Annotated in this window: 18 protein-coding genes and 1 pseudogene; 11 read left to right on the top strand and 8 right to left on the bottom strand. The window is 74.9% G+C overall.

Going from position 1 to position 17,928, the window contains the following annotated elements; genetic code table 11:
• Positions 1-705: SUKH-4 family immunity protein (locus VR44_RS12035; protein WP_211275055.1), on the top strand; the 705-nt coding region annotated here is incomplete at its 5' end.
• A 112-nt stretch (positions 706-817) separates the two neighbouring features.
• On the opposite strand, the gene VR44_RS12030 is transcribed toward VR44_RS12035, so the two are convergent.
• Entirely contained in the window at positions 818-1,519 is a 702-nt protein-coding gene (locus VR44_RS12030) for a scabin-related ADP-ribosyltransferase (RefSeq protein WP_045947439.1), read from the bottom strand.
• Between the two features lie 255 nt (positions 1,520-1,774).
• Between VR44_RS12030 and VR44_RS12025 the strand changes: the two genes are divergently transcribed.
• The 5 genes and pseudogenes from VR44_RS12025 (at position 1,775) to VR44_RS12005 (ending at position 6,206) form a co-directional block, all read left to right on the top strand.
• Complete coding sequence (locus VR44_RS12025) at positions 1,775-2,284, top strand: hypothetical protein (protein WP_045947438.1); 510 nt, start codon at positions 1,775-1,777, stop codon at positions 2,282-2,284.
• Positions 2,285-2,323: 39 nt separating this feature from the next.
• Entirely contained in the window at positions 2,324-3,013 is a 690-nt protein-coding gene (locus tag VR44_RS12020) for a HEAT repeat domain-containing protein (RefSeq protein ID WP_245691715.1), read from the top strand.
• 33 nt (positions 3,014-3,046) lie between these two features.
• A pseudogene (locus tag VR44_RS12015) lies at positions 3,047-4,065 on the top strand (HEAT repeat domain-containing protein).
• A gap of 141 nt (positions 4,066-4,206) precedes the next feature.
• A complete protein-coding gene (locus tag VR44_RS12010) occupies positions 4,207-4,689 on the top strand; it encodes a DUF3887 domain-containing protein (RefSeq protein ID WP_045947437.1) in 483 nt (160 codons plus the stop codon).
• Positions 4,690-5,012: 323 nt separating this feature from the next.
• Positions 5,013-6,206: a serine hydrolase domain-containing protein gene (locus VR44_RS12005; RefSeq protein WP_045947436.1), complete on the top strand. Its 1,194-nt coding sequence runs from the start codon at positions 5,013-5,015 to the stop codon at positions 6,204-6,206.
• Here VR44_RS12005 and VR44_RS12000 read toward each other — a convergent pair.
• The 3 genes from VR44_RS12000 to VR44_RS11990 all read right to left on the bottom strand — a co-directional run bounded on the left by VR44_RS12000 (position 6,193) and on the right by VR44_RS11990 (position 8,941).
• A complete protein-coding gene (locus VR44_RS12000) occupies positions 6,193-7,431 on the bottom strand; it encodes an aromatic acid exporter family protein (protein ID WP_045947435.1) in 1,239 nt (412 codons plus the stop codon). The two genes, VR44_RS12005 and VR44_RS12000, sit on opposite strands and share 14 nt — an antisense overlap.
• A 78-nt stretch (positions 7,432-7,509) precedes the next feature.
• Positions 7,510-7,797: a WhiB family transcriptional regulator gene (locus VR44_RS11995; protein ID WP_045947434.1), complete on the bottom strand. Its 288-nt coding sequence runs from the start codon at positions 7,795-7,797 to the stop codon at positions 7,510-7,512.
• 55 nt (positions 7,798-7,852) lie between these two features.
• Positions 7,853-8,941 (bottom strand): mechanosensitive ion channel family protein, encoded by a 1,089-nt coding sequence (locus tag VR44_RS11990; protein ID WP_045947433.1) that lies wholly within the window; start codon positions 8,939-8,941, stop codon positions 7,853-7,855.
• A 273-nt stretch (positions 8,942-9,214) separates the two neighbouring features.
• Here VR44_RS11990 and VR44_RS11985 point away from each other — a divergent pair, with 273 nt between their 5' ends.
• Entirely contained in the window at positions 9,215-9,457 is a 243-nt protein-coding gene (locus VR44_RS11985; protein WP_045947432.1) for a protealysin inhibitor emfourin, read from the top strand.
• A 90-nt stretch (positions 9,458-9,547) separates the two neighbouring features.
• Here VR44_RS11985 and VR44_RS47065 read toward each other — a convergent pair whose 3' ends face one another.
• Positions 9,548-9,850, bottom strand: coding sequence for a helix-turn-helix transcriptional regulator (locus VR44_RS47065; RefSeq protein ID WP_045947431.1), 303 nt, complete (start codon positions 9,848-9,850; stop codon positions 9,548-9,550).
• A gap of 174 nt (positions 9,851-10,024) precedes the next feature.
• On the opposite strand from VR44_RS47065, the gene VR44_RS11975 reads away from it, so the two are divergent.
• On the top strand, positions 10,025-10,894 hold the full coding sequence (locus VR44_RS11975) for a SigB/SigF/SigG family RNA polymerase sigma factor (RefSeq protein WP_045947430.1): 870 nt from the start codon (positions 10,025-10,027) through the stop codon (positions 10,892-10,894).
• Between the two features lie 64 nt (positions 10,895-10,958).
• On the opposite strand, the gene VR44_RS11970 is transcribed toward VR44_RS11975, so the two are convergent.
• On the bottom strand, positions 10,959-11,588 hold the full coding sequence (locus VR44_RS11970) for a hypothetical protein (RefSeq protein WP_045947429.1): 630 nt from the start codon (positions 11,586-11,588) through the stop codon (positions 10,959-10,961).
• A 257-nt stretch (positions 11,589-11,845) separates the two neighbouring features.
• The gene (locus tag VR44_RS11965) at positions 11,846-12,922 is read right to left on the bottom strand and encodes a hypothetical protein (protein ID WP_157880282.1); all 1,077 of its coding nucleotides are present in this window, start codon (positions 12,920-12,922) and stop codon (positions 11,846-11,848) included.
• Positions 12,923-13,079: 157 nt separating this feature from the next.
• Here VR44_RS11965 and VR44_RS11960 point away from each other — a divergent pair, with 157 nt between their 5' ends.
• Positions 13,080-14,648, top strand: coding sequence for an SDR family oxidoreductase (locus VR44_RS11960; protein ID WP_045947427.1), 1,569 nt, complete (start codon positions 13,080-13,082; stop codon positions 14,646-14,648).
• Here VR44_RS11960 and VR44_RS11955 read toward each other — a convergent pair.
• Entirely contained in the window at positions 14,620-15,912 is a 1,293-nt protein-coding gene (locus VR44_RS11955) for an MFS transporter (protein ID WP_045947426.1), read from the bottom strand. The two genes, VR44_RS11960 and VR44_RS11955, sit on opposite strands and share 29 nt — an antisense overlap.
• Before the next feature lie 132 nt (positions 15,913-16,044).
• Between VR44_RS11955 and VR44_RS11950 the strand changes: the two genes are divergently transcribed.
• Both VR44_RS11950 and VR44_RS11945 read left to right on the top strand, forming a co-directional pair.
• Positions 16,045-16,980, top strand: coding sequence for a LysR family transcriptional regulator (locus VR44_RS11950; protein WP_045947425.1), 936 nt, complete (start codon positions 16,045-16,047; stop codon positions 16,978-16,980).
• 157 nt (positions 16,981-17,137) lie between these two features.
• Positions 17,138-17,928: DUF4436 family protein (locus VR44_RS11945; RefSeq protein ID WP_045947424.1), on the top strand; the 791-nt coding region annotated here is incomplete at its 3' end.

Here is a 17,928-nt window from a genome sequence, read left to right as displayed (position 1 = left end):
TGGGAGGACCCCGTGCCCCTGGGCGGCGGTCGCGTCCTGTTCTCCGAGCCGCGCGGGATCGTGGTCCTGGAGCACGGCGGCGCGGCGGCGGACGGGCCGGCGGACGCCGGGGCCGTCTCCTGGGGCGGGGCCGCCCCGTGGTTCGCGGGGCCGGCGCCCGCCGAGACGCCCCTGGACGCCGCCCGCCTGGAGGCGGCGTTCGACGCGGACGGCATGGTGGTGCTGACGGCCGATCAGCTGCCCGCCGCGCTCGGGCACGCGCCCACGCGGGAGCTGGCCGTGACGGCGGGGCTGCCGACCTGGTTCGCCGCAGGGGTGGCCACCTTCACGCTGGCCTGGGGCCGGGAGGAGGCCCAGGAGCCCGACGCGAACGGCCTGCTCCACCTGGGCACCCTGGACCTGGCCTATGGCGACACCGGCCGGGTGCTGGTCCACCCGGAGACGGGCGCGGTGTCGCTGGTCCGCAACGGCGAGGAGCCCTTCCCGCTCGCCCGGGACACCGAGACGTTCGTACGGGTCCTGGAGGCCCAGTACCGTTTCATGGGTGCCTGCTGGAACGGGCACCCCGGCGAGGACGGCGAGGGGGACTTCCTCCGCGAGGTCGCCGCCCTCGAACCGCTCACGGTGGACGAGGACGCCCCCGCGGCGGACGTGTGGGGGCACCTGTTCGCCGCCATCACCGAGCTCAGCCCCTGGGGCTTCTGACGGCGCGACGGGCGGTCCCGTGCCGCCGCCCGGGCCCGCCGCCCGCCGCCCCGGCCCGGACGCGCCGGACGGACCGGGCGGTGGCCCCGGTACCGCGGCCGGGCGGCCGGGATCAGTGCGCGAGGACGTAGGCGGCCCGGTCGTTCTTGTACGGGGCAAAGCCTGCGTTGTCCTTGCAGCCGAGCTGCTCCCAGGTCTTGTCGTTGGTGACCGGATCGGTGCCCGTGAGCCGGTACTTGCACGCGCCCTTGATGAAGTTGCCCTGCACCCCGCCCGGGAAGTCGATCTCCTTGTTCCACAGGTACGGCGACTGGTAGCCGTTCAGCCGGGCCGTCGCGTTCACGTCGATGCCGCCGGGCGCGTAGATCTCGTACACCCAGCCGGTCTTCTCCGCGCCGTACGTGGCGAACCGCTTGGCGACGGACGGGTCACAGCTGGTGCTGAGGTGGGCGCTGAGCTGGCCGCCGCCCTTGACGATGTACTCCGCGAGCGGGATGAGCTGGTCGCCGCGCGGGGTGAAGCCGGTCCGGAAGATCTCCTCGACGTTCTCCCTGGTGTCGCCGCGCCACAGGGTGTTGACGTCATCGCGCCACTGCCAGCGTTCCCCGGCCGCCGTGGACGCGACCGTCCTCGCGATCGTCTGGTTGGTCGTGGTGCGCCACCAGTCCCAGGCGCGGTACTCGACGACGGGGCCGCAGGGGGCACTGGAGTCGTCGTCGGCGGCCGCGGCGGGCGGCGTCAGGGCGGCGGCGGAGAGGACGAAGGTGGCGGCGAGCACCCGCAGGGCGGCTTTCAGCATGGCGTGACGACCCATCAGTGGAGGCAACGGGGTGGAGGACACCCCGTTTATAGAGGGGCCGTCAGCTGCCGGGGCCGGGCTGCGGCGGGCGGTCCACCCGTGCGGGTGGATCAGTCGTACTGGGAAAAGGTTTCACCGGCCGCCGACGAGCGGGCCGGACGGCGAGGGGCCCTCTGGCGCGCCGGCTGCCGGGTCGGGCACCATCTCCGGTGCCCCACCCGCACGGACCCGGCCCCACCCCCCACGGTCATCCAGCAGGAGGCTCACGTCGTGAAGACCCGATCCGTCCTCACCGCCCTGTTCCTCGTCCTCGGCGCGCTCTTCGCACCGGGCTTCGGCGCACTGTCCGGTACGGCCCAGGCCCAGGCGGCGACCAAGATCACCCATGCGACGGCCACGTCGATGTTCCGCCAGGCCGGGATCACCTGGTCCTCCTCGGGGAACTGCTCGGACCGCGACAACCCGACCTGTACCTCCTTCGAGCAGCTCAACCTCGCCACGGCCCAGGGCGCCCAGACCCTGAAGAGCGCCAGCGGCTGCGCGCTCAACATCACCGGCGGCACCGAGACCGGGCACGCGAGCGGTACGTACTCCCACTGGAACGGCTACAAGCTCGACTACGCCAAGGCCACCTGCCTCACCAACTACATCAAGGGCACGTTCGCCTACATCGGCGTGCGCGGCGACGGCGCTCCCCAGTGGAAGTCGGGCTCGGGCAACGTCTACGCGGACGAGGGCAACCACTGGGACGTCCTCTACTACAACTGCGGCGGCTGCTGACCACGGGCGGTCCCCCGCGGCCGGCTTGACCTTGACACGGTGGCAAGGTCTTCGCTGTCCGTCGAGGAGGTGGTCCCGGTGATCACGCGGAAGATGGAAGCGGAGCTGGTGCGGGCCCTGGAGGGGCTGGAGCACGGCAGTGCGTCGGTGCGGCTGCGGGCGGCGCTGGAGGTGGGCACGGCCGCGGATCCCCGTTGCGCCGACGCTCTGATCGCGCGGTGCGCGGTCGAGCCCGAGTTCTTCGTCCGGGACATGCTGACGTGGGCGCTGGTCCGCCAGCCGGCCGAGGTGACGGTTCCGAAGCTGGTGGAGGCGCTGGGCTCGGAGTCCGCCCAGGAACGCAGTCAGGCCCTGCACACGCTGTCCAAGATCGGGGACCGGCGGGCCTGGCCGGCGGTCACCCGCGGGCTGCTGACCGATGCCGACGACACGGTGGCGCGCAGCGCCTGGCGGGCGGCGGTCGTCCTCGTTCCCGAGGGCGGGGCACCGGACCTGGCGGCCGTGCTGGCGACGCAGCTCGGGCGGGGCGGGCTCGAGACCCGGCTGAGCCTCAGCCGGGCGTTCGTCGCCCTGGGCGAGGAGGTGGCACCGGTCCTGCGGACCGCGGCGGCGGATCCGGTCCCGGGGGTGCGCGAGCACGCCATCGCCACGGAGCGGCTGCTGCGCGACCCCGACGCGGGGTTCGAGTGGGCCCTCCGGGAAGCGAAGCGGATCATGGTCGGAGGGTAGGCGGGGCGGGTCCGGCCGGAGGGAGTGGAGCGGGTGCTGATCGGTGAGGTGGCGCGGCGTTCCGGGGTCAGCGCCCGGATGCTGCGGCACTACGAGTCGCTGGGGCTGCTGCGGCCGGCCGGCCGCAGCGGGGCGGGCTACCGGGAGTACGCGGACGAGGACGTCCGGCGGATCTTCCACATCGAGAGCCTGCGGTCGCTGGGGCTCGGGCTGCGGGACGTCGCGCGGGCGCTGGACGATCCCGGCTTCACGCCCTCCGGGCTGATCGAGGAGCTGGCGCGGCAGGTGCGCGAGCGCATCGCCGCCGAGTCCCGGCTCCTGACCCGGCTCGAACGGATCGGGGCCGCGGAACCGGCCGGCTGGGAGAACCGGCCGGCTGGGAGGAGGTGCTGCGGGCCGTCGCGCTGCTCCAGGCGCTCAGGTCCCCGAGTCCCGGGGAGCGCCAGCGTGCGGCCCTGTGCGTGGCCGAGGGGGGCGCGGCGCCGGTGCCGGCCCTGGCCGAGGCCGCGTTGGGCGAGACGGACGCCGCTGTCGCCGGCGCCCTGCGGTGGGCGCTGGCCCGGGCCGGCGGCGCCGCGGTCGGGCCGCTCGGGGAGGGGCTGCGGTCGGCCGAGCCCGAGGTGCGGGAACGCGCGGTGCGGGCCCTCGCGGAGATCCCCCTGCACGGGGCGACCGCCCTGCTGGAGGAGGCCCTGGAGGACGGGGACGCCGGGGTCCGCCGGTCGGCGGCCCTGGCGCTGGGGGTCCGGGGGGTGGCGCGGGCGGTCCCGGCGCTCACCGACATGGTCGTCGAGGGGGTGAACGACGTGGACGCGGCCGACGCGTTGAGCGCGCTGGCCGGTGATCCTGCGCTGGCGGAGCGGATCGCCGCCGGGCTCCGGGGCCGCCTCGTTCACGGCGCGGCCGCGGCGCCGGGCCGGCTGCGGCTGGTGCAGGCACTCGCCGGCATCCCCGGGGGCACGGCGGCAGGGGCCCTGGCGGACCTCTCGCGGGACGAGGACCGCAGCGTCTCCCGCACCGCTGCCTACCTGCTGCGATCGCGGGGCGCGTAAGGGAGGTCGCGTCCGCCGCGGCCGTTCCCCGGGGCGCGGGAGCCGATGTGCGGGCGGTTCGGGGCCGCCCTAGCCTGAAGTGGGGTGGCGGGTGCGCGCGGTGCGCCGTCCGCCCCCTTCCTCTGGCGGAAGGAGCGATCCATGACCGTGCTCCCGCGCAGCGGCGCGTCCGTCCGGCACGCGGCCCACGTCGCCGTCGCGGTGGTCGCCACGGCGGCGTTGTGCGTCGTCGCGGAGGGGTCCGCCGAGGCCGCGCCGCCGGCCACCGCCCGGGTGGGGGCCGTGGCGGTGCCCGGCCGGGACGACTCGTACGGTCGGTCCGCCCTCGACACCCTCGCCGAGGTGGTGCGCGGTGACTTCGACGCCGTCTCGGCCCGGTTCGACACGGCACTCCGACAGCAGGCCTCCCCCGAGGTGCTGCGGAAGTCCTGGGAGGCGTACCAGGCCGGGTTCGGACGCTACCTGTCGCACGGGGAGCCCCGGCAGGCCGTGACGGCGGCGGGGACGGTGGTGAGCGTGCCGCTCCGGATGGCGAAGCAGCCCGGGGAGTTCCGCGTCACGTTCAACACGGACGGCCGGCTGACCGGGCTGTGGTTCCTCCGCCCCGGGGTGCCGGTTTCCTAGCTCCGCGTTTCCCGGCTCCCGCTCCGGTCCCGGGCGGCCCATACGCCGCCCGGTTCCGCGACGAGCCGCCGGCAGGCCGCAGCGGACCGTGACGGCGCCGACGGTGCCCGCGGTTCGAGCCGGCTGTGGTCCAGGGTTCGGCCTGCTCTGCCGCGGGGGGAAGCCCGGCGCCCCGGGCATGATCTTGCCGGACGCCCCCAGGAGGCTCCCGGGCGCGACGCACCCCGCGTGGGGGACCGCCGTGTCCGCCCGGGTGCTAGGCAGGCGGTACCGGCGGCCCCGCTCCGGACGTCGGCCCGACCCGCCCACACCGGGAGACGCCCGTGCCCACCCGCGTACGCCGCCACCGCACCGGCCTGTCCGCCGCCGCCCTCGCCGCCGCCGCCCTCGGCACGCTCCTCGCGCCCGCGCAGGCGGCCGGCGCGGGCCCGGCCGGCGCCGGCGGACACCCCGGCCACGACGAGCGCCTCCAGCGGCAGCTCGAACGGCTCGTCGCCCAGGAGGACGGCCCGCCCGGGGCGATCGCCGTGCTCACCCGGTACGGGCGGACGCAGGTGTACACCGCAGGCGTCGGCGACCTCGCCACCGGCCGGCGCCCGGACCTCGACGACCACATGCGCGTCGCCAGCATCGCGAAGGCGTACAGCGGCGCCGTGGCCCTGCGGCTCGTCGACCGAGGGCGGCTCTCCCTGGACGACACCATCGGCGAACGGCTGCCGGCCCTGCCCGCCGACTGGCACGCGGTGACCCTGCGCGAGCTCCTCCAGCACACCAGCGGCCTGCCGGACTTCTCCGCCGACCCCGAGTTCCTGCGCATCCTCCAGGCCGACCCCCGCCACCGGTTCGACCCCCGCACCCTCCTCGGCTTCGTCGCGGACGAGCCGCTGCTGTTCCGCCCCGGCACCCTGTACGAGTACTCCAACTCCGACAACATCGCCGTCGCCCTCATGGCCGAGGCGGCCACCGGCCGCCGCTACGAGGAGCTCCTCGAGGAGCTCGTGTACCGTCCCCTGGGCCTGCGCGAGACCAGCCTGCCCCTGGGGTACCGGCTGCCCCGCCCGTTCCTGCACGGCTACGACGTCAGCCCGCCCGCCGAACCCGAGGACGTCAGCGAGGCCATCGGTGCCTCCGGGGTCTGGGCCTCCGGCGGCATCGTCTCCACCCCCCGGGAACTGGGCGCCTTCATCCGCGGGTACGGCGGCCCCGCCCTGCTGTCGGAGGCGACCCGCAAGGAGCAGCTGACGTTCCGCCCCGGTGACTCCTCCGAGCCGGCGGGACCGGGCACCAACGCCGCCGGGCTGGCGGTCTACCGGTACAGCACCCGCTGCGGCGTGCTCCACGGCCACACCGGCAACTTCCCCGGCTACACCCAGCTCGCCGCCACCACCCCCGACGGCACCCGCTCCCTGACGTTCTCCATCAACACCCAGACCAGCAAGGGCAACAAGCCCGCCCTCCTCGCCCGGCTGCGTACGGTCGAGGAGGACTTCGCCTGCGCGCTGCTCAAGGACCGCTGATCCGGCGGCCCCGGCGCAGGGCGCGGCTCAGGCGCGTGCCGCCCTCGTGGCGGAGGCGGGAGTGGCGGTCCAGTTCTTCCATGAGGCGCTGCGAACGTTTGTCCACGTCGAGTTCGTCCAGCACCCGGTCGACGTCGGCGAGCAGGGCGCCGTGCAGCTGCCACTGCCCCGGCTCGGTCCGCAGCTGCTCCAGCAGCAGGTGCGCCAGCCGGTCGCGGGCCTCCCGCGCCATGCCCAGTTCCCGGGTGAGCCGCTCCTCCTGCTCCTCGGCGTTGGTGGTGACCTGGGCGGTGATCAGCCGGGAGAAGCTGTGGACGGCGAGCGCCATGTGCCCGAACAGGTCCTGCAGGGCACGCGTCACGGGCGGCGAGAACAGCGGCTCGTCCGTGCGGGCCTTCGCCAGGTCGGTGAGCGCCCGGGCCGAGACGCGCAGCACCACCGCGCAGATCTCCAGGGTGTCCAGGCCCGTGCGCAGGACCAGCCGGAACAGCAGCCCCTCCCGTACCCGGGGGTTCAGGCGCAGGCTGTCCTCCGCCTGGCGCAGCGCGGCGTCCACGCCCGCGATGTCGTTGTCGAGGCGGCGTGCCTCGTGCAGCCGGGTCGCGGCCTCGGCGACGGTGGTGCGTCCGGTGAGTTCGTCGGCCATGCCGGTCATCAGCGCGGCCATACGGGCGGCGAGGTCGTCGATCGCCCGGCCGGCGGGTTCCACCCAGACGGGCGGGGCGAACAGGAGATTGAAGGCCAGTCCGACCACCGCGCCGATCAGCGTCTCCAGCACCCTGTCCCAGGCCGTGTCGGCCACCCGGGTGACACCGAGGACCAGCATCGCGCTGATCGCCACCTCGGGGACGAACTCGTCCACCCGGACCAGGTGTCCGACGACCAGCGAGGCCAGGATGACCAGCCCGAGGCTCCACCAGGTCAGGCCCACGAGCGCGCTGAACCCGACCGCCACCAGTACCCCGGCCACGACGGAGTTCACGCGGCGCACACCGGTGGTGAGGGTGGAGTAGAGGGTGACCTGGACGACGAGCAGCGCGGTGAGCGGGGCCGTCAGCGGCGCGGGCTCGTTGCTGAGCCGCAGCGCGACCACGTACGAGACGACCGCGGCCCCGGTGGAGCGTACGCTCTGCACCACCACGGGGTCCCGCCGCCTGGCCAGCAGCCGGCGCGGGAGGTCGCGGAGGGGACGGAGGGGACGGTCGGGACGTGCGAGGTCGGACATACCTTCGCCTCTTCCCCGTCGGCGGCAGTGATCACGCGGCGGACGTCCCCCGTACGGCGTCGGCAGGACGTCTCCCGGCTACCTCGCCCCCGCCGCCCCGGCGTACAGGGGACGCCGCTCCTCCTCGGTCAGGCCGCCCCACACCCCGTAGGGCTCCTGTACGCGCAGGGCGTGGCGCAGGCACTCCACCTGCACCGGGCACAGTGCGCATATCTCCCTGGCCGCCTCGTCGCGTTCCGCGCGGTCCTCACCGCGCTCCCCCGCCGGGTGGAAGAACCTGTCCGGGCCCAGGTCGCGGCAGGCGGCGCGCTCCTGCCACGCCCAGTGGTGCTCCGCCCGGCCCGGCAGCCGTGACACGTTCGACATGGTTGGACTCCTTTCGCGTGTGACGTGCGTCCCGTCCGTCCCTCGTCTGGCCTCATCACGCCTCGTGAAACCTCGCCGTCCGCGCGGAGTCCGCCGGGCCGTGCGGGACGGGGGCGGCCAGGGAGGTGGCGACGCGCGGGAGGGCGTAGGGGTGCTCCTCGGCGAGCCAGGCGACGAGTTGCTCGCGCACCGTGCAGCGGGCGGTCCACAGGTCGTCGGGGTCCTTGGCGGTGACGATGGCCCGCAGGACGACGGTGGTGGGGGTGGTGTCGGTGACCGCGAGGTCCCAGCCGCGTCCGTCCCACGCCGCGCAGCCGTCCAGGATCTCCTTGAGCCGTTCGCGGATCAGCGGGACGGGGGCGCTGTGGTCGCAGTGCAGGAACACCGTGCCGGTCATCTGGATCCCGCCGCGGGACCAGTTCTCGAAGGGTTTGCCGGTGAAGTAGGAGACGGGCATGGTGATCCGGCGCTCGTCCCAGGTGCGTACGGCGAGGAAGGTGAGGGTGACCTCCTCCACCACCCCCCACTCCCCGTCGACGACGACGGTGTCGCCGATGCGCACCAGGTCGCCGAAGGCGATCTGGAACCCGGCGAAGAGGTTGCCGAGGGTGGCCTGGGCGGCCACGCCCGCGACGATGCCGATGATGCCCGCGGAGGCCAGCACCGAGGTGCCGACGGCCCGGAAGTCGGGGAAGGTGAGCAGCATCGCGGCTGCCGCGACCAGTGCGACGACGGCGGTTACGATCCTCATGATGAGGGTCACCTGGGTACGGACGCGGCGGAGCCGGGACGGGTCGCGGGTGCCGGCGGCGTAGCGGGCGTACGAGGACTCCACCACCGCCGAGGTGATCAGGACGACGCACCAGGCGCCCGCGCCGATCGTCAGCAGGGAGAGGGTCCGGCCCACGGCCGCCTCGTGCGTCCGCAGGGGCTGCCACGCGATCTGCCGGTAGGACCCGCGCAGCAGCGCGGCCAGCAGGAGCAGGCGCAGGGGGAGCACGCAGCGGCGCAGCAGGCTCCACAGCGGGGTCTCGGGGTGGCGGGCGTCCGCTCGCCTCAGCAGCAGGTCGGCCAGCCGGCCGGCCGCGAAGGTGAGCAGGGCCGAGCCGCCTATGACGATCAGCAGTCTCAGAACGCCGTTCATGGCTCCTCGTGGGGTGTCGGGGGCGGAAGGTGCGCAACGGGTCCGCGCGTGCCCTCCCGCTCCACCGGCAAACCCGCGGCCGGTACGTCACCGCCCCTCCCGGTTCGGCCATAGGACGGCGGTTTCCGGCCGATCCGGGGTGCTCCGGGCCGGTTCGGGGGGAGGCGGCGGGGATGGCGGGCAGCCGCGCCGGTGGCGGGCTACGCACCGCCCGCGCAGCGCGGGACCCGGCCGGTCCCGTGGCGGCGCGCCACCGACCAGGAAGGAAGGACCATGCTGATCACCGTGACCCGTTCCGGCGGATTCGCCGGGGGCGAGGAGGAGCGCGCGCTCGACACCGCGGGCCGCCGGGACGCACCGCAGTGGGAGGAACTGGCGCAGCGGGCCGTCGCGCCCACCGCGGACGGCTACCACTACCGGATCACCGTCGACGGCCGGGCGGTCGACCTCCAGGACCCGTACCTCTCCGAGGACCAGCGGCGGTTGATCCGCGGCGTGCTCGGCGAGGGCGCCTGACGCGGGCCCCGGCCCCGGGCGGTCGGCCTGCCGGCGCGGAGCGCCCAGGGGTCAGGCCGGCCGCCCGGGGTCAGGCCTGCCGCCCCGGGGTCAGGCCGTCGCCCGGGGCTCCGCGCCGCCGGCGATCTCGCGGTCGGCCTCCGCGGGATGACGGAAGCGCGCCCCGGGGGCGATGACGTACCGGTTGCGCCGGCCGTCGCGGGTGCGTGTGAGGTACCCGTCCGCCTGGAGGTCCGTGACGATCGCCTGCACGGTGCGCTCGGTCAGGCCGCAGACCGCGGCGATGTCCCGCAGGCGGACGCCGGGGTCCCGGGCGATGGTGATCAGGACCCGGGCGTGGTTGGTCAGGAAGGTCCAGCGGTTGCGGCGGGGTTCCACGTGCTCACTCTCCACCCCGCCATTCTTGGCGGGAGACTGAAGAAAGGCAAATCCAGAAATGCTTTTCCTGTATCTCTTGACGTGTGTCCGCTTCTCCCGGCAGGGTTCATGGTGAGCGGAATCCGAGTTCCGATTGATCGGAACGTTCGAGCACGCACCGCAAGCACACGTGCCCAAGGAGCGGAGACGATGACCTTCACGGCTACTGCCGAGGTGACGACGCATGACGGACTGCCGGACGTGCCCTGCCCACGGGAGGTGGAACCGGCCGAGGCCCGCCGGCTGACGCGGGTGTTCTTCGAACGGCTGCGGAGCCTGGAAGAGGGCACCCCGGAGTACCAGTACGTCCGCAACACGCTGATCGAGATGAACATCTCGCTGGTGAACTTCGCCGCCCGCCCGTTCCGGGACCGCCCGGGCGGCCCGGAGAACGAGGACATCGTGCAGGTCGGCATCATCGGCCTGATCAAAGCCATCGACCGCTACGAACTCGACCGGAACACCCAGTTCTCCACCCTCGCCCTGCCGTACATCACCGGCGAGATCAAGCGTCATTTCCGCGACACCACCTGGGCCGTACGGGTCCCGCGCCGCCTCCAGGAGCTGCGGTCGCAGCTGGCCAGGTCCACGGAGGACCTGACCTCCGCGACGGGCCGCGCGCCCACCCCCGCCGAACTCGCCGAGCACCTGGACCTCGACGAGGAGGAGGTCCGCCAGGGCCTGGTCGCGGCGAACGGCTACAGCGCCCAGTCCCTCGACGCCCCCTCGGGCTCCGCCGACGGCCGGGAGCCGGTGCCCGCGGCCGCCGGGTCCGCGCACAGCCTCGCCGAGACGCTGGGTGACACCGACCACGCGCTGGAGACGGTCGAGGACCTGCACTCCCTGGCGCCGCTCCTGTCCGGACTGGACGAACGCACCACGCGCATCCTGCAGTTGCGCTTCGGGCAGGAGATGACCCAGCGGCAGATCGGGGAGGAGATCGGCATGTCACAGATGCACGTCTCGCGCCTGCTCACCCGCACCCTGGGCAGTCTGCGCGAAGAGCTGCTGCGCGACTGAGCCCCGCCCGCTCATCTGGCCGCGGACCCCGCCCCGGGGCGGCCCTGGTGACGGAGCCAGGCCGTCAGGGCGGCCTGCAGTTCGGCGACCTCGCGCGGGGTGAGGTCCTCGCCGGACTGCCCCACGCGCAGCCGTACGCCCGCGCCCGTGACGGTCCAGCCGGCGGCGCGTCCGGGACGGGAGGCCAGCGGGCGCCCCTCGGCGGGGGCGGGAGCGGGACGGCCTGGGGCGGGACCGGCCGGCGCGGAACGGGCGGCCCGGCGGGTTTCCGGCGGTCGGTGAGGCCGATCGCCGCGTAGAACTCGCTCAGGGCGTCCTCGAGCGAGCGCGGCCCCGAAGGCGCCGCGCCGGTGAAGTCGGCGATCAGCTCCGGGTGCGCCCTCGGGGCGTGCTCGCCCCAAGGGCGGGCGTGGAGGGGGTGTTCTTCGGTGGTGAGGCGGACGCAGGCCGGGGCGATCAGCCGGCGGGTGTACCCCTGGTGCAGGAGGTCGGCGTACAGCCTGCGCAGGGTCGCCGCCTGGCGCGGCACCGGGTGCGGGTCGCGGCCGTGCGGGGCGTGCGGCCGCGCGGGGCGCGCCGCCAGGCCGAGCAGGCCCATGCTGTGGTGCAGGACGCCCGCCCGGGTGAGCACCACCGTCGCCTGCCGGCCCTTCGTGTCCCAGCCGAGCCGGAACCCCACCACCACGGTGCCCATCAGGCCCGCTCCTCTCCGGCCGCCGCGCGGCGTGGCCGTCCCGCCACGGTAGTCGCGGCGGACCCCGGCCCGGGCGGGCATCGCGGAGGTTCACACCCGATCGGACCCGCTGTGCTAAGGAGACCGCTCGACGACGCGGACTACGTCACCACGCTGAAGGTGCTCCGGCAGCTGATCCGCAACGCGGGCGGCACGGCGCCGGTGTTGCCGCCCGGTGGTGGAGCGCCCGAGGCGCCCCGCCACCACCGCTGCGGCCCTCAGCGCGGGCCAGGGGGAGCCGGGGCGGCGGCGGTGAGGAGGGCCTCGGCGAGGTTCTCCTTGCGGATGCGCTGGTCCACGTAGAGCAGGGACAGGACCAGCTGGGGGTAGCCGAGCTGGAACACCGAGCCGACCGCCATGCCGAGCATCATGCAGGCCACGTACACGGCGATGCCGGAGAGCAGGGTGGTCGGGTCCCCCGCTTCGCCCGTGGCCAGTACGGCGGGGAGGAGCGCGAACATCCCGAGGAAGGTGAACGGCAGCTGGACGGCGTAGCCGACCACCGCGGCCATCAGGTATCCGAGCGCCGCGATGCCGAATGTCCGCCACCAGCCGCCGCCGACCAGACGGGCGGAGCGCCGCATGGAAGCGATCGGGCCGAGCCCCTCGCACACCGCGACGGCGGGCGCCAGACTGAAGCGGACGGCGAGCCACAGCATGACGGGCATCCAGAGCAGCACGCCCAGGAGCAGCACGAACACGGGGAGCGGCGGGACCCCGCCGTCCGCGAAGAGCCAGGGGACGCAGACCGCGTACAGGACCAGCACCGGGCCGCCCGCGAGCAGCCCCACGCACACCAGGACCCCGAGGACGGACGGCAGCCGGGACCAGCAGCGCCGCCACATCGCGGCGAAGGTGGTGGGGCGGCCGAGCACCGCCTCCTGGATCACCGCCGGGCACACGGCGGCGATCATCCCGGTGAGCAGGACCATGGTGACCAGCATCAGCACCACGACGGGCGCCAGGTACAGCAGCAGGGCCACGACGTCCCCGGCCGCCGGGGTCTCGCCCGCCGGGAGGTTGAACACCGCGGCGAAGCGGGTGTCCACGCCGACGCCGGCGATGCCGATCGCCGCGCCGACCAGCAGGATCCCGATGCCCTGGACCAGCAGGATGACACCGGTCAGCGGCTTCCAGTAGCGCCGGAACGCCGTGAAGGCGCCGCTGAGCACATCGCCCGTTTGGAGCGGCCCGAGCGGAATGACGCCCGGCCGCGGCGGGGGCGGCGCCCAGCCTCCCCACTGCGGTGCGGGCTGTCCCGGGTGGTGCTGTCCCCACCCCGTCTGGTGCGACATCGCTGTCTCCCCCCTCGAAAAGGGACACCGTAACCCGCCCCCTCCGCACGCCCGCACGGCACCCGCCCCGGAGGCGCGGCGTTGCGGCCGGGCCCGCCCGGGTCCAGGCTCGGAAGGGCGGTGCCCGCATCACCGCAGGAAGAAGGGGAGCCGGTCCATGAGCGGTGACGGGACGAGCCCGACGGGTACGCGGCCGACGGGTGGCCTGTGCCTGGTCACCGGTGCCACCGGCTACATCGGCGGCCGTCTGGTGCCCGAACTCCTCGAGGCCGGCTACCGGGTCCGGGCGCTGGCCCGCTCCCCGGAACGGCTGCGCGACCACCCGTGGGCCTCCCGCGTCGAGGTGGTGCGCGGCGACGTCACCGACGGGGACTCACTGGACGCGGCCCTGCGCGGGGTGGCCGTCGCCTACTACCTGGTGCACGCCCTCGGCGGCGGGCCCGGTTTCGAGGAGCGCGACCGGGCGGCCGCCCGCCTGTTCGCCGAGCGGGCCCGGCTGGCCGGCGTACGGCGCATCGTCTACCTCGGCGGTCTCACCCCGGCCGGGCCGTCCCCCGAACGGCTCTCTCCGCACCTGCGCTCCCGGGCCGAGGTGGGGGCCGTCCTGCTGGCGTCCGGCGTGCCCTGCACCGTGCTGCGGGCGGCCGTGGTCATCGGGTCGGGCTCGGCCTCGTTCGAGATGCTGCGCTACCTGACGGAGCGCCTGCCCGTGATGGTCACGCCGAGCTGGGTGGGTACCCGGGTCCAGCCCATCGCCGTGCGCGACGTGCTGCGTTACCTGGTCGGGAGCGCCGCGATGCCGCCCGAGGTCAGCCGGGCCTTCGACATCGGCGGGCCCGACGTCCTGACGTACGAGCAGATGATGCGCCGCTACGCCCGGGTGGCCGGGCTTCCGGACCGGCGCATCCTGCGCGTGCCCATGCTCAGTCCGGGTCTCTCCAGCCTCTGGATCGGCCTGGTCACCCCCGTTCCCCGGGCGCTGGCCCGGCCGCTCGCCGAGTCGCTGCGCCACGAGGTGGTGTGCGCGGAGCACGACATCGCCCGCTGGGTGCCCGATCCGCCGGGCGGGCCGCTGCCCTTCGACCGGGCCCTGGCCCTGGCGCTGCGGCGGGTCCGCGAGGCGCGGGTGAGCACCCGGTGGTCCAACGCCTCCCTGCCCGGCGCGCCCAGCGACCCCCTGCCCACCGACCCGGACTGGGCGGGCGGCAGCCTCTACACCGATCACCGCACCGCACCGGTGGCGGCCCCGCCGGGGGCCCTGTGGCGGGTGGTGGAGGGCATCGGCGGGGACAACGGCTGGTACTCCTTCCCGTTGGCCTGGGCGGTACGCGGCTGGCTGGACCGGCTGGGGGGCGGCGGCGGCATCCGCCGGGGCCGCCGTGACGCCGGCCGGCTGCGGGTGGGCGACGCCCTGGACTTCTGGCGGGTGGAGGAGATCGAGCCGGGCCGGCTGCTGCGGCTGCGCGCCGAGATGCGGGTACCGGGGCTGGCCTGGCTGGAGATGTACGCCGACCCCGACCCGGTGCACGCGGACCGGTCCCGCTACCGGCAGCGGGCCCTCTTCCACCCGCGCGGCCTGCTCGGCCACCTGTACTGGTGGGCCGTCAGCCCCTTCCACGCGGCGGTCTTCGGCGGAATGGCCCGCAACATCGCCCGCGCGGCCGAACGGGTCCCCGCCGACGGCTCCGCCCCGCCCGTCACGTCCGCCCCGCGGTCCCGTCCTTGAACCCGTGGGCCCTCCCGCGCGCCGGGTCCGGAGCGGGCGGGGGCCGGCGCGGGAGCAGCAGCGGGGTGGCCAGCAGCAGCACGCCCGCCAGGGCGAGGGCCGGGCGGGGGCCGAGGAGGGTCCCCAGGACGCCCCAGAGCGCCGTCAGGAGGGCGGTCGCGGCCTTCGTCGTCACCGCCCAGGCGGAGAGCGTACGGGTGACGCGGCCGGAGGGGGTGCGTTCGAGGCGGTAGGTGGCGCACACCGGGTTGAAGACCCCGCAGCAGAGGATGAGCCCGAACTCGACGCCCGTCACCAGCAGCAGGCCCCCGGTGCCCGGGCCCACGAAGGCCAGGCCGACGGACCAGAGGGCGCGCAGGGTTCCGGAGACGGTCAGGACCCGGTGCTGCCCGTACCGGGTGACGAGCGGACGGGCCAGCCGCGAGCCGAGGAGCCCGCCGACCGAGGGCGCGGCGAAGGCCAGGCCGTACTGCCACGGCTCGAAGCCGAGCGGGCCGAGCATCAGGACGGCCAGCAGCGGCGAGGTGGCCATCACCAGGCCGTTGAACAGGGCGGCGTTGAAGAGCAGCGGGCGCAGGCCCGCGTCGGCGAGGACGAACCGCCAGCCCTCCAGGAGGTCCCGGGCCCTCGGCCGCCCCGTCTCCGGGCGGCGGGGCGGCGGTTCGTGCCCGCCCGTCGCGCGGATGGCCAGGGCCGACAGCAGGTAGCTCGCCGCGTCCGCCACCACCGTCGCCACGGGGCCGAGCAGCCCGGTCAGGGCGCCGCCCAGCGGCGGTCCGGCGATGGTGGTCGTCCAGGCGGTGGACTCCAGCCGGGCGTTGGCGGCGAGCAGGTCCCCGGCGGGCAGCAGGGTCTTCAGGTAGGCGCCGGAGGCGGCGCGGAAGGTGATGTCGGCCGTCGCGACGACGACGGAGACCAGCAGGAGCTGGAGGAAGGTGAGCGCGCCGAGCGCGAAGGCCGCCGGGACCGTCAGCAGCGCCGCGCACCGCAGCAGGTCCATCGCGACCAGGACGGGCCGCTTGCGGCGCGACTCCGCCCACGGGCCCAGCGGCACCGCCGCGACGGCGCCCGCCGCCGCCCCGGCGGAGGACAGCGCGGCCACCTCGGCCGGCCCGGCGTGCAGCACCCGGACGGCGATCAGGGGGAAGGCCCCGAAGGCGAGCCACGTGCCGAGCGCACTGGTCCCGTACGCTGCCCAGAGCCGGCCGAACGGCCGCCCCAGCCGATGGCCGCGCGGGTGTCCCCGCCACCGCCCACTCCCCATGCCCGACGCTCCTGCCCCTGCCCGTACAACCGATCAGCGTGCAGCGGCATCAAAGCGGGGTTTCCCTGCCGGGATCAAACAACCGGGAGGCCACCCCACCACAACCGATCGTTGTGGCCCTAGGGTGGCGGTATGGACCTCGACACCGTCCGGACCTTCGTCGCCGCCGCCGAGGCGGGGCAGTTCCAGGAGGCCGCCGCCGAGCTGGCGGTCACCCAGCAGGCCGTCTCCAAGCGCATCGCCGCGCTGGAGCGCGCCCTCGGGGTGCGGCTGTTCACCCGTACGCCGCGCGGCGCCGAGCTCACCATCGACGGGCAGGCGTTCCTGCCGCACGCCCGGGAGCTGCTGCGCACGGCCGAGCGCGCGGTCGCGTCGGTCCGTACGGACCGACGTCCGCTGCGCGTGGACGTGATCAACTCGCGGGGCGCGGCGACGGGGCTGATGCGCGAGTTCCACCGCGCCCACCCCGAGATCGAGCTCGACGTGGTGATGCTGCTGGAGATCGACACGGCCGTGGCCGCCATCCGCTCGGGTGCGATCGACGCGTCCTTCCGCGCCGTGGCCGCGCCGGGCCGGCCCCTTCCGGAGGACGTCGAGGCCGTACGGGTGCTCGACGAGCCGCTCCAGCTGCTGACCGGTCCCGCCCACGCGCTGGCGGGTGCCCGGTCGGTGACCCTCGCCGAGCTGGCCGGGCACCGGATCTGGATGCCGGGCGTGGTGCCGGGCACCGAGTGGACCGCCTACTACGACGACCTGGTGGCGGAGTTCGGCCTCACCATCGAGGCGACGGGCCCCAACTTCGGCTCCGACGCGCTCCTCGACACCATCGCCGACACCCCGGCCCTGGCCACCTTCATGAGCGAACGGACCCGGCTGGTCTGGCCGGCGGGCCACGGTCTGCGCCGGATCCCGGTGACCGGTCCGACGCCGGTCTACCCGCACGCGCTGCTCTGGCGCCGCGACAACCCCCACCCGGGGCTGGCCGCCCTCCGCGCCCACCTCGCCGGCGCGGCGGGCGGGCGGGACACCGCCGGGACCTGGATGCCGGACTGGGTGATCCCCCGCTGACCGCGCCGCCCGCCCGCCCGGGCGTACGCCGGAAGCCGCCCGGCCCCGCGCCGGTGGGGGCGGGGTGCCGGGCGGGCCACCCGGGTGGCGACGGCGCCGCCGAGAGGTTTCGCTGGCCGGAGGAACCCGCTGCGCCCCTCCTGCCGCCGGAGTCACGATGACGTCCACCTGGGACCCTCCTCCCCCGCGCCGCTCCGGGACGTCGGTCCTCCCCGTCCTGATCCCGATCGCGGTCCTGATCGTGGCGGCGGTGGCCGTCGGGTCGTGGCTGCAGTTCTCGGAGCGGCAGGCGGCCGACACGGTCCGCACCGCCGGGTCCGGCGCCGCCGACCGCGTGGACGTGGAGGCCACCGTCCAGCGCGTCGACGCCGCGGGCAGGGAGCTGGTGCTCAGGGTCCGGGTCGTCCCGCGCGGGGCCCTCGGCGAGGAGGACGGCACGGCCCCAGTGGCCGACCTGGGCCTCCAGACGTCCGCGGCCACCGTCGGCGACCTGGCGTTCAAGGCACACGAGCGGCTCACGACCAGGGACGTGCGGGTCGCCCTCTCCGGCGGCTCGATCGGCGACTACCCGTTCGACACCTACGAGACCGACATCGAGTTCCGGGCCGTCATGAACGGCGGACGGGTACCGGTGCGGCTGCTGTTCTCGAACAACGACACACTGTTCTCGGTCACCGCCGAACCCGTGTCGCCCCGGCAGGAGGCGGCCCTCGCGCTGTCCGTGGCCCGGTCGGGCAGTCTGCTGGTCTTCGCGGTGTTCATGATGCTGGTCATGTGGGCACTGGCCGCCTCCGTGATCATCGGCACCTGGTACCTGACCACGCAGGGCGAGGGCCTGGTCTGGCCCGCCCTCGCCTGGATGGCCGCCACCCTGTTCGCCCTCTCCGCCTTCCGCAACACCGCCCCGGGCACACCGCCGATCGGCTGCGTGCTGGACTGGTTCGCCTT

This window comes from Streptomyces katrae (genome assembly GCF_000966975.1).
Classification (GTDB): domain Bacteria; phylum Actinomycetota; class Actinomycetes; order Streptomycetales; family Streptomycetaceae; genus Streptomyces; species Streptomyces katrae.
This window is presented reverse-complemented; position numbering and strand designations above follow the sequence as displayed.

What these genes read in the sequence shown, in the direction of transcription:
- VR44_RS12030 (WP_045947439.1), bottom strand. Translation starts at nt 1,519, where the DNA reads ATGGGTCGTCACGCCATGCTGAAAGCCGCCCTGCGGGTGCTCGCCGCC.
- VR44_RS11985 (WP_045947432.1), top strand. Translation starts at nt 9,215, where the DNA reads ATGCTGATCACCGTGACCCGTTCCGGCGGATTCGCCGGGGGCGAGGAG.
- VR44_RS11975 (WP_045947430.1), top strand. Translation starts at nt 10,025, where the DNA reads ATGACCTTCACGGCTACTGCCGAGGTGACGACGCATGACGGACTGCCG.
- VR44_RS11965 (WP_157880282.1), bottom strand. Translation starts at nt 12,922, where the DNA reads ATGTCGCACCAGACGGGGTGGGGACAGCACCACCCGGGACAGCCCGCA.
- VR44_RS11955 (WP_045947426.1), bottom strand. Translation starts at nt 15,912, where the DNA reads ATGGGGAGTGGGCGGTGGCGGGGACACCCGCGCGGCCATCGGCTGGGG.
- VR44_RS11990 (WP_045947433.1), bottom strand. Translation starts at nt 8,941, where the DNA reads ATGAACGGCGTTCTGAGACTGCTGATCGTCATAGGCGGCTCGGCCCTG.
- VR44_RS11995 (WP_045947434.1), bottom strand. Translation starts at nt 7,797, where the DNA reads ATGTCGAACGTGTCACGGCTGCCGGGCCGGGCGGAGCACCACTGGGCG.
- VR44_RS11950 (WP_045947425.1), top strand. Translation starts at nt 16,045, where the DNA reads ATGGACCTCGACACCGTCCGGACCTTCGTCGCCGCCGCCGAGGCGGGG.
- VR44_RS12000 (WP_045947435.1), bottom strand. Translation starts at nt 7,431, where the DNA reads ATGTCCGACCTCGCACGTCCCGACCGTCCCCTCCGTCCCCTCCGCGAC.
- VR44_RS11960 (WP_045947427.1), top strand. Translation starts at nt 13,080, where the DNA reads ATGAGCGGTGACGGGACGAGCCCGACGGGTACGCGGCCGACGGGTGGC.
- VR44_RS12010 (WP_045947437.1), top strand. Translation starts at nt 4,207, where the DNA reads ATGACCGTGCTCCCGCGCAGCGGCGCGTCCGTCCGGCACGCGGCCCAC.
- VR44_RS11970 (WP_045947429.1), bottom strand. Translation starts at nt 11,588, where the DNA reads ATGGGCACCGTGGTGGTGGGGTTCCGGCTCGGCTGGGACACGAAGGGC.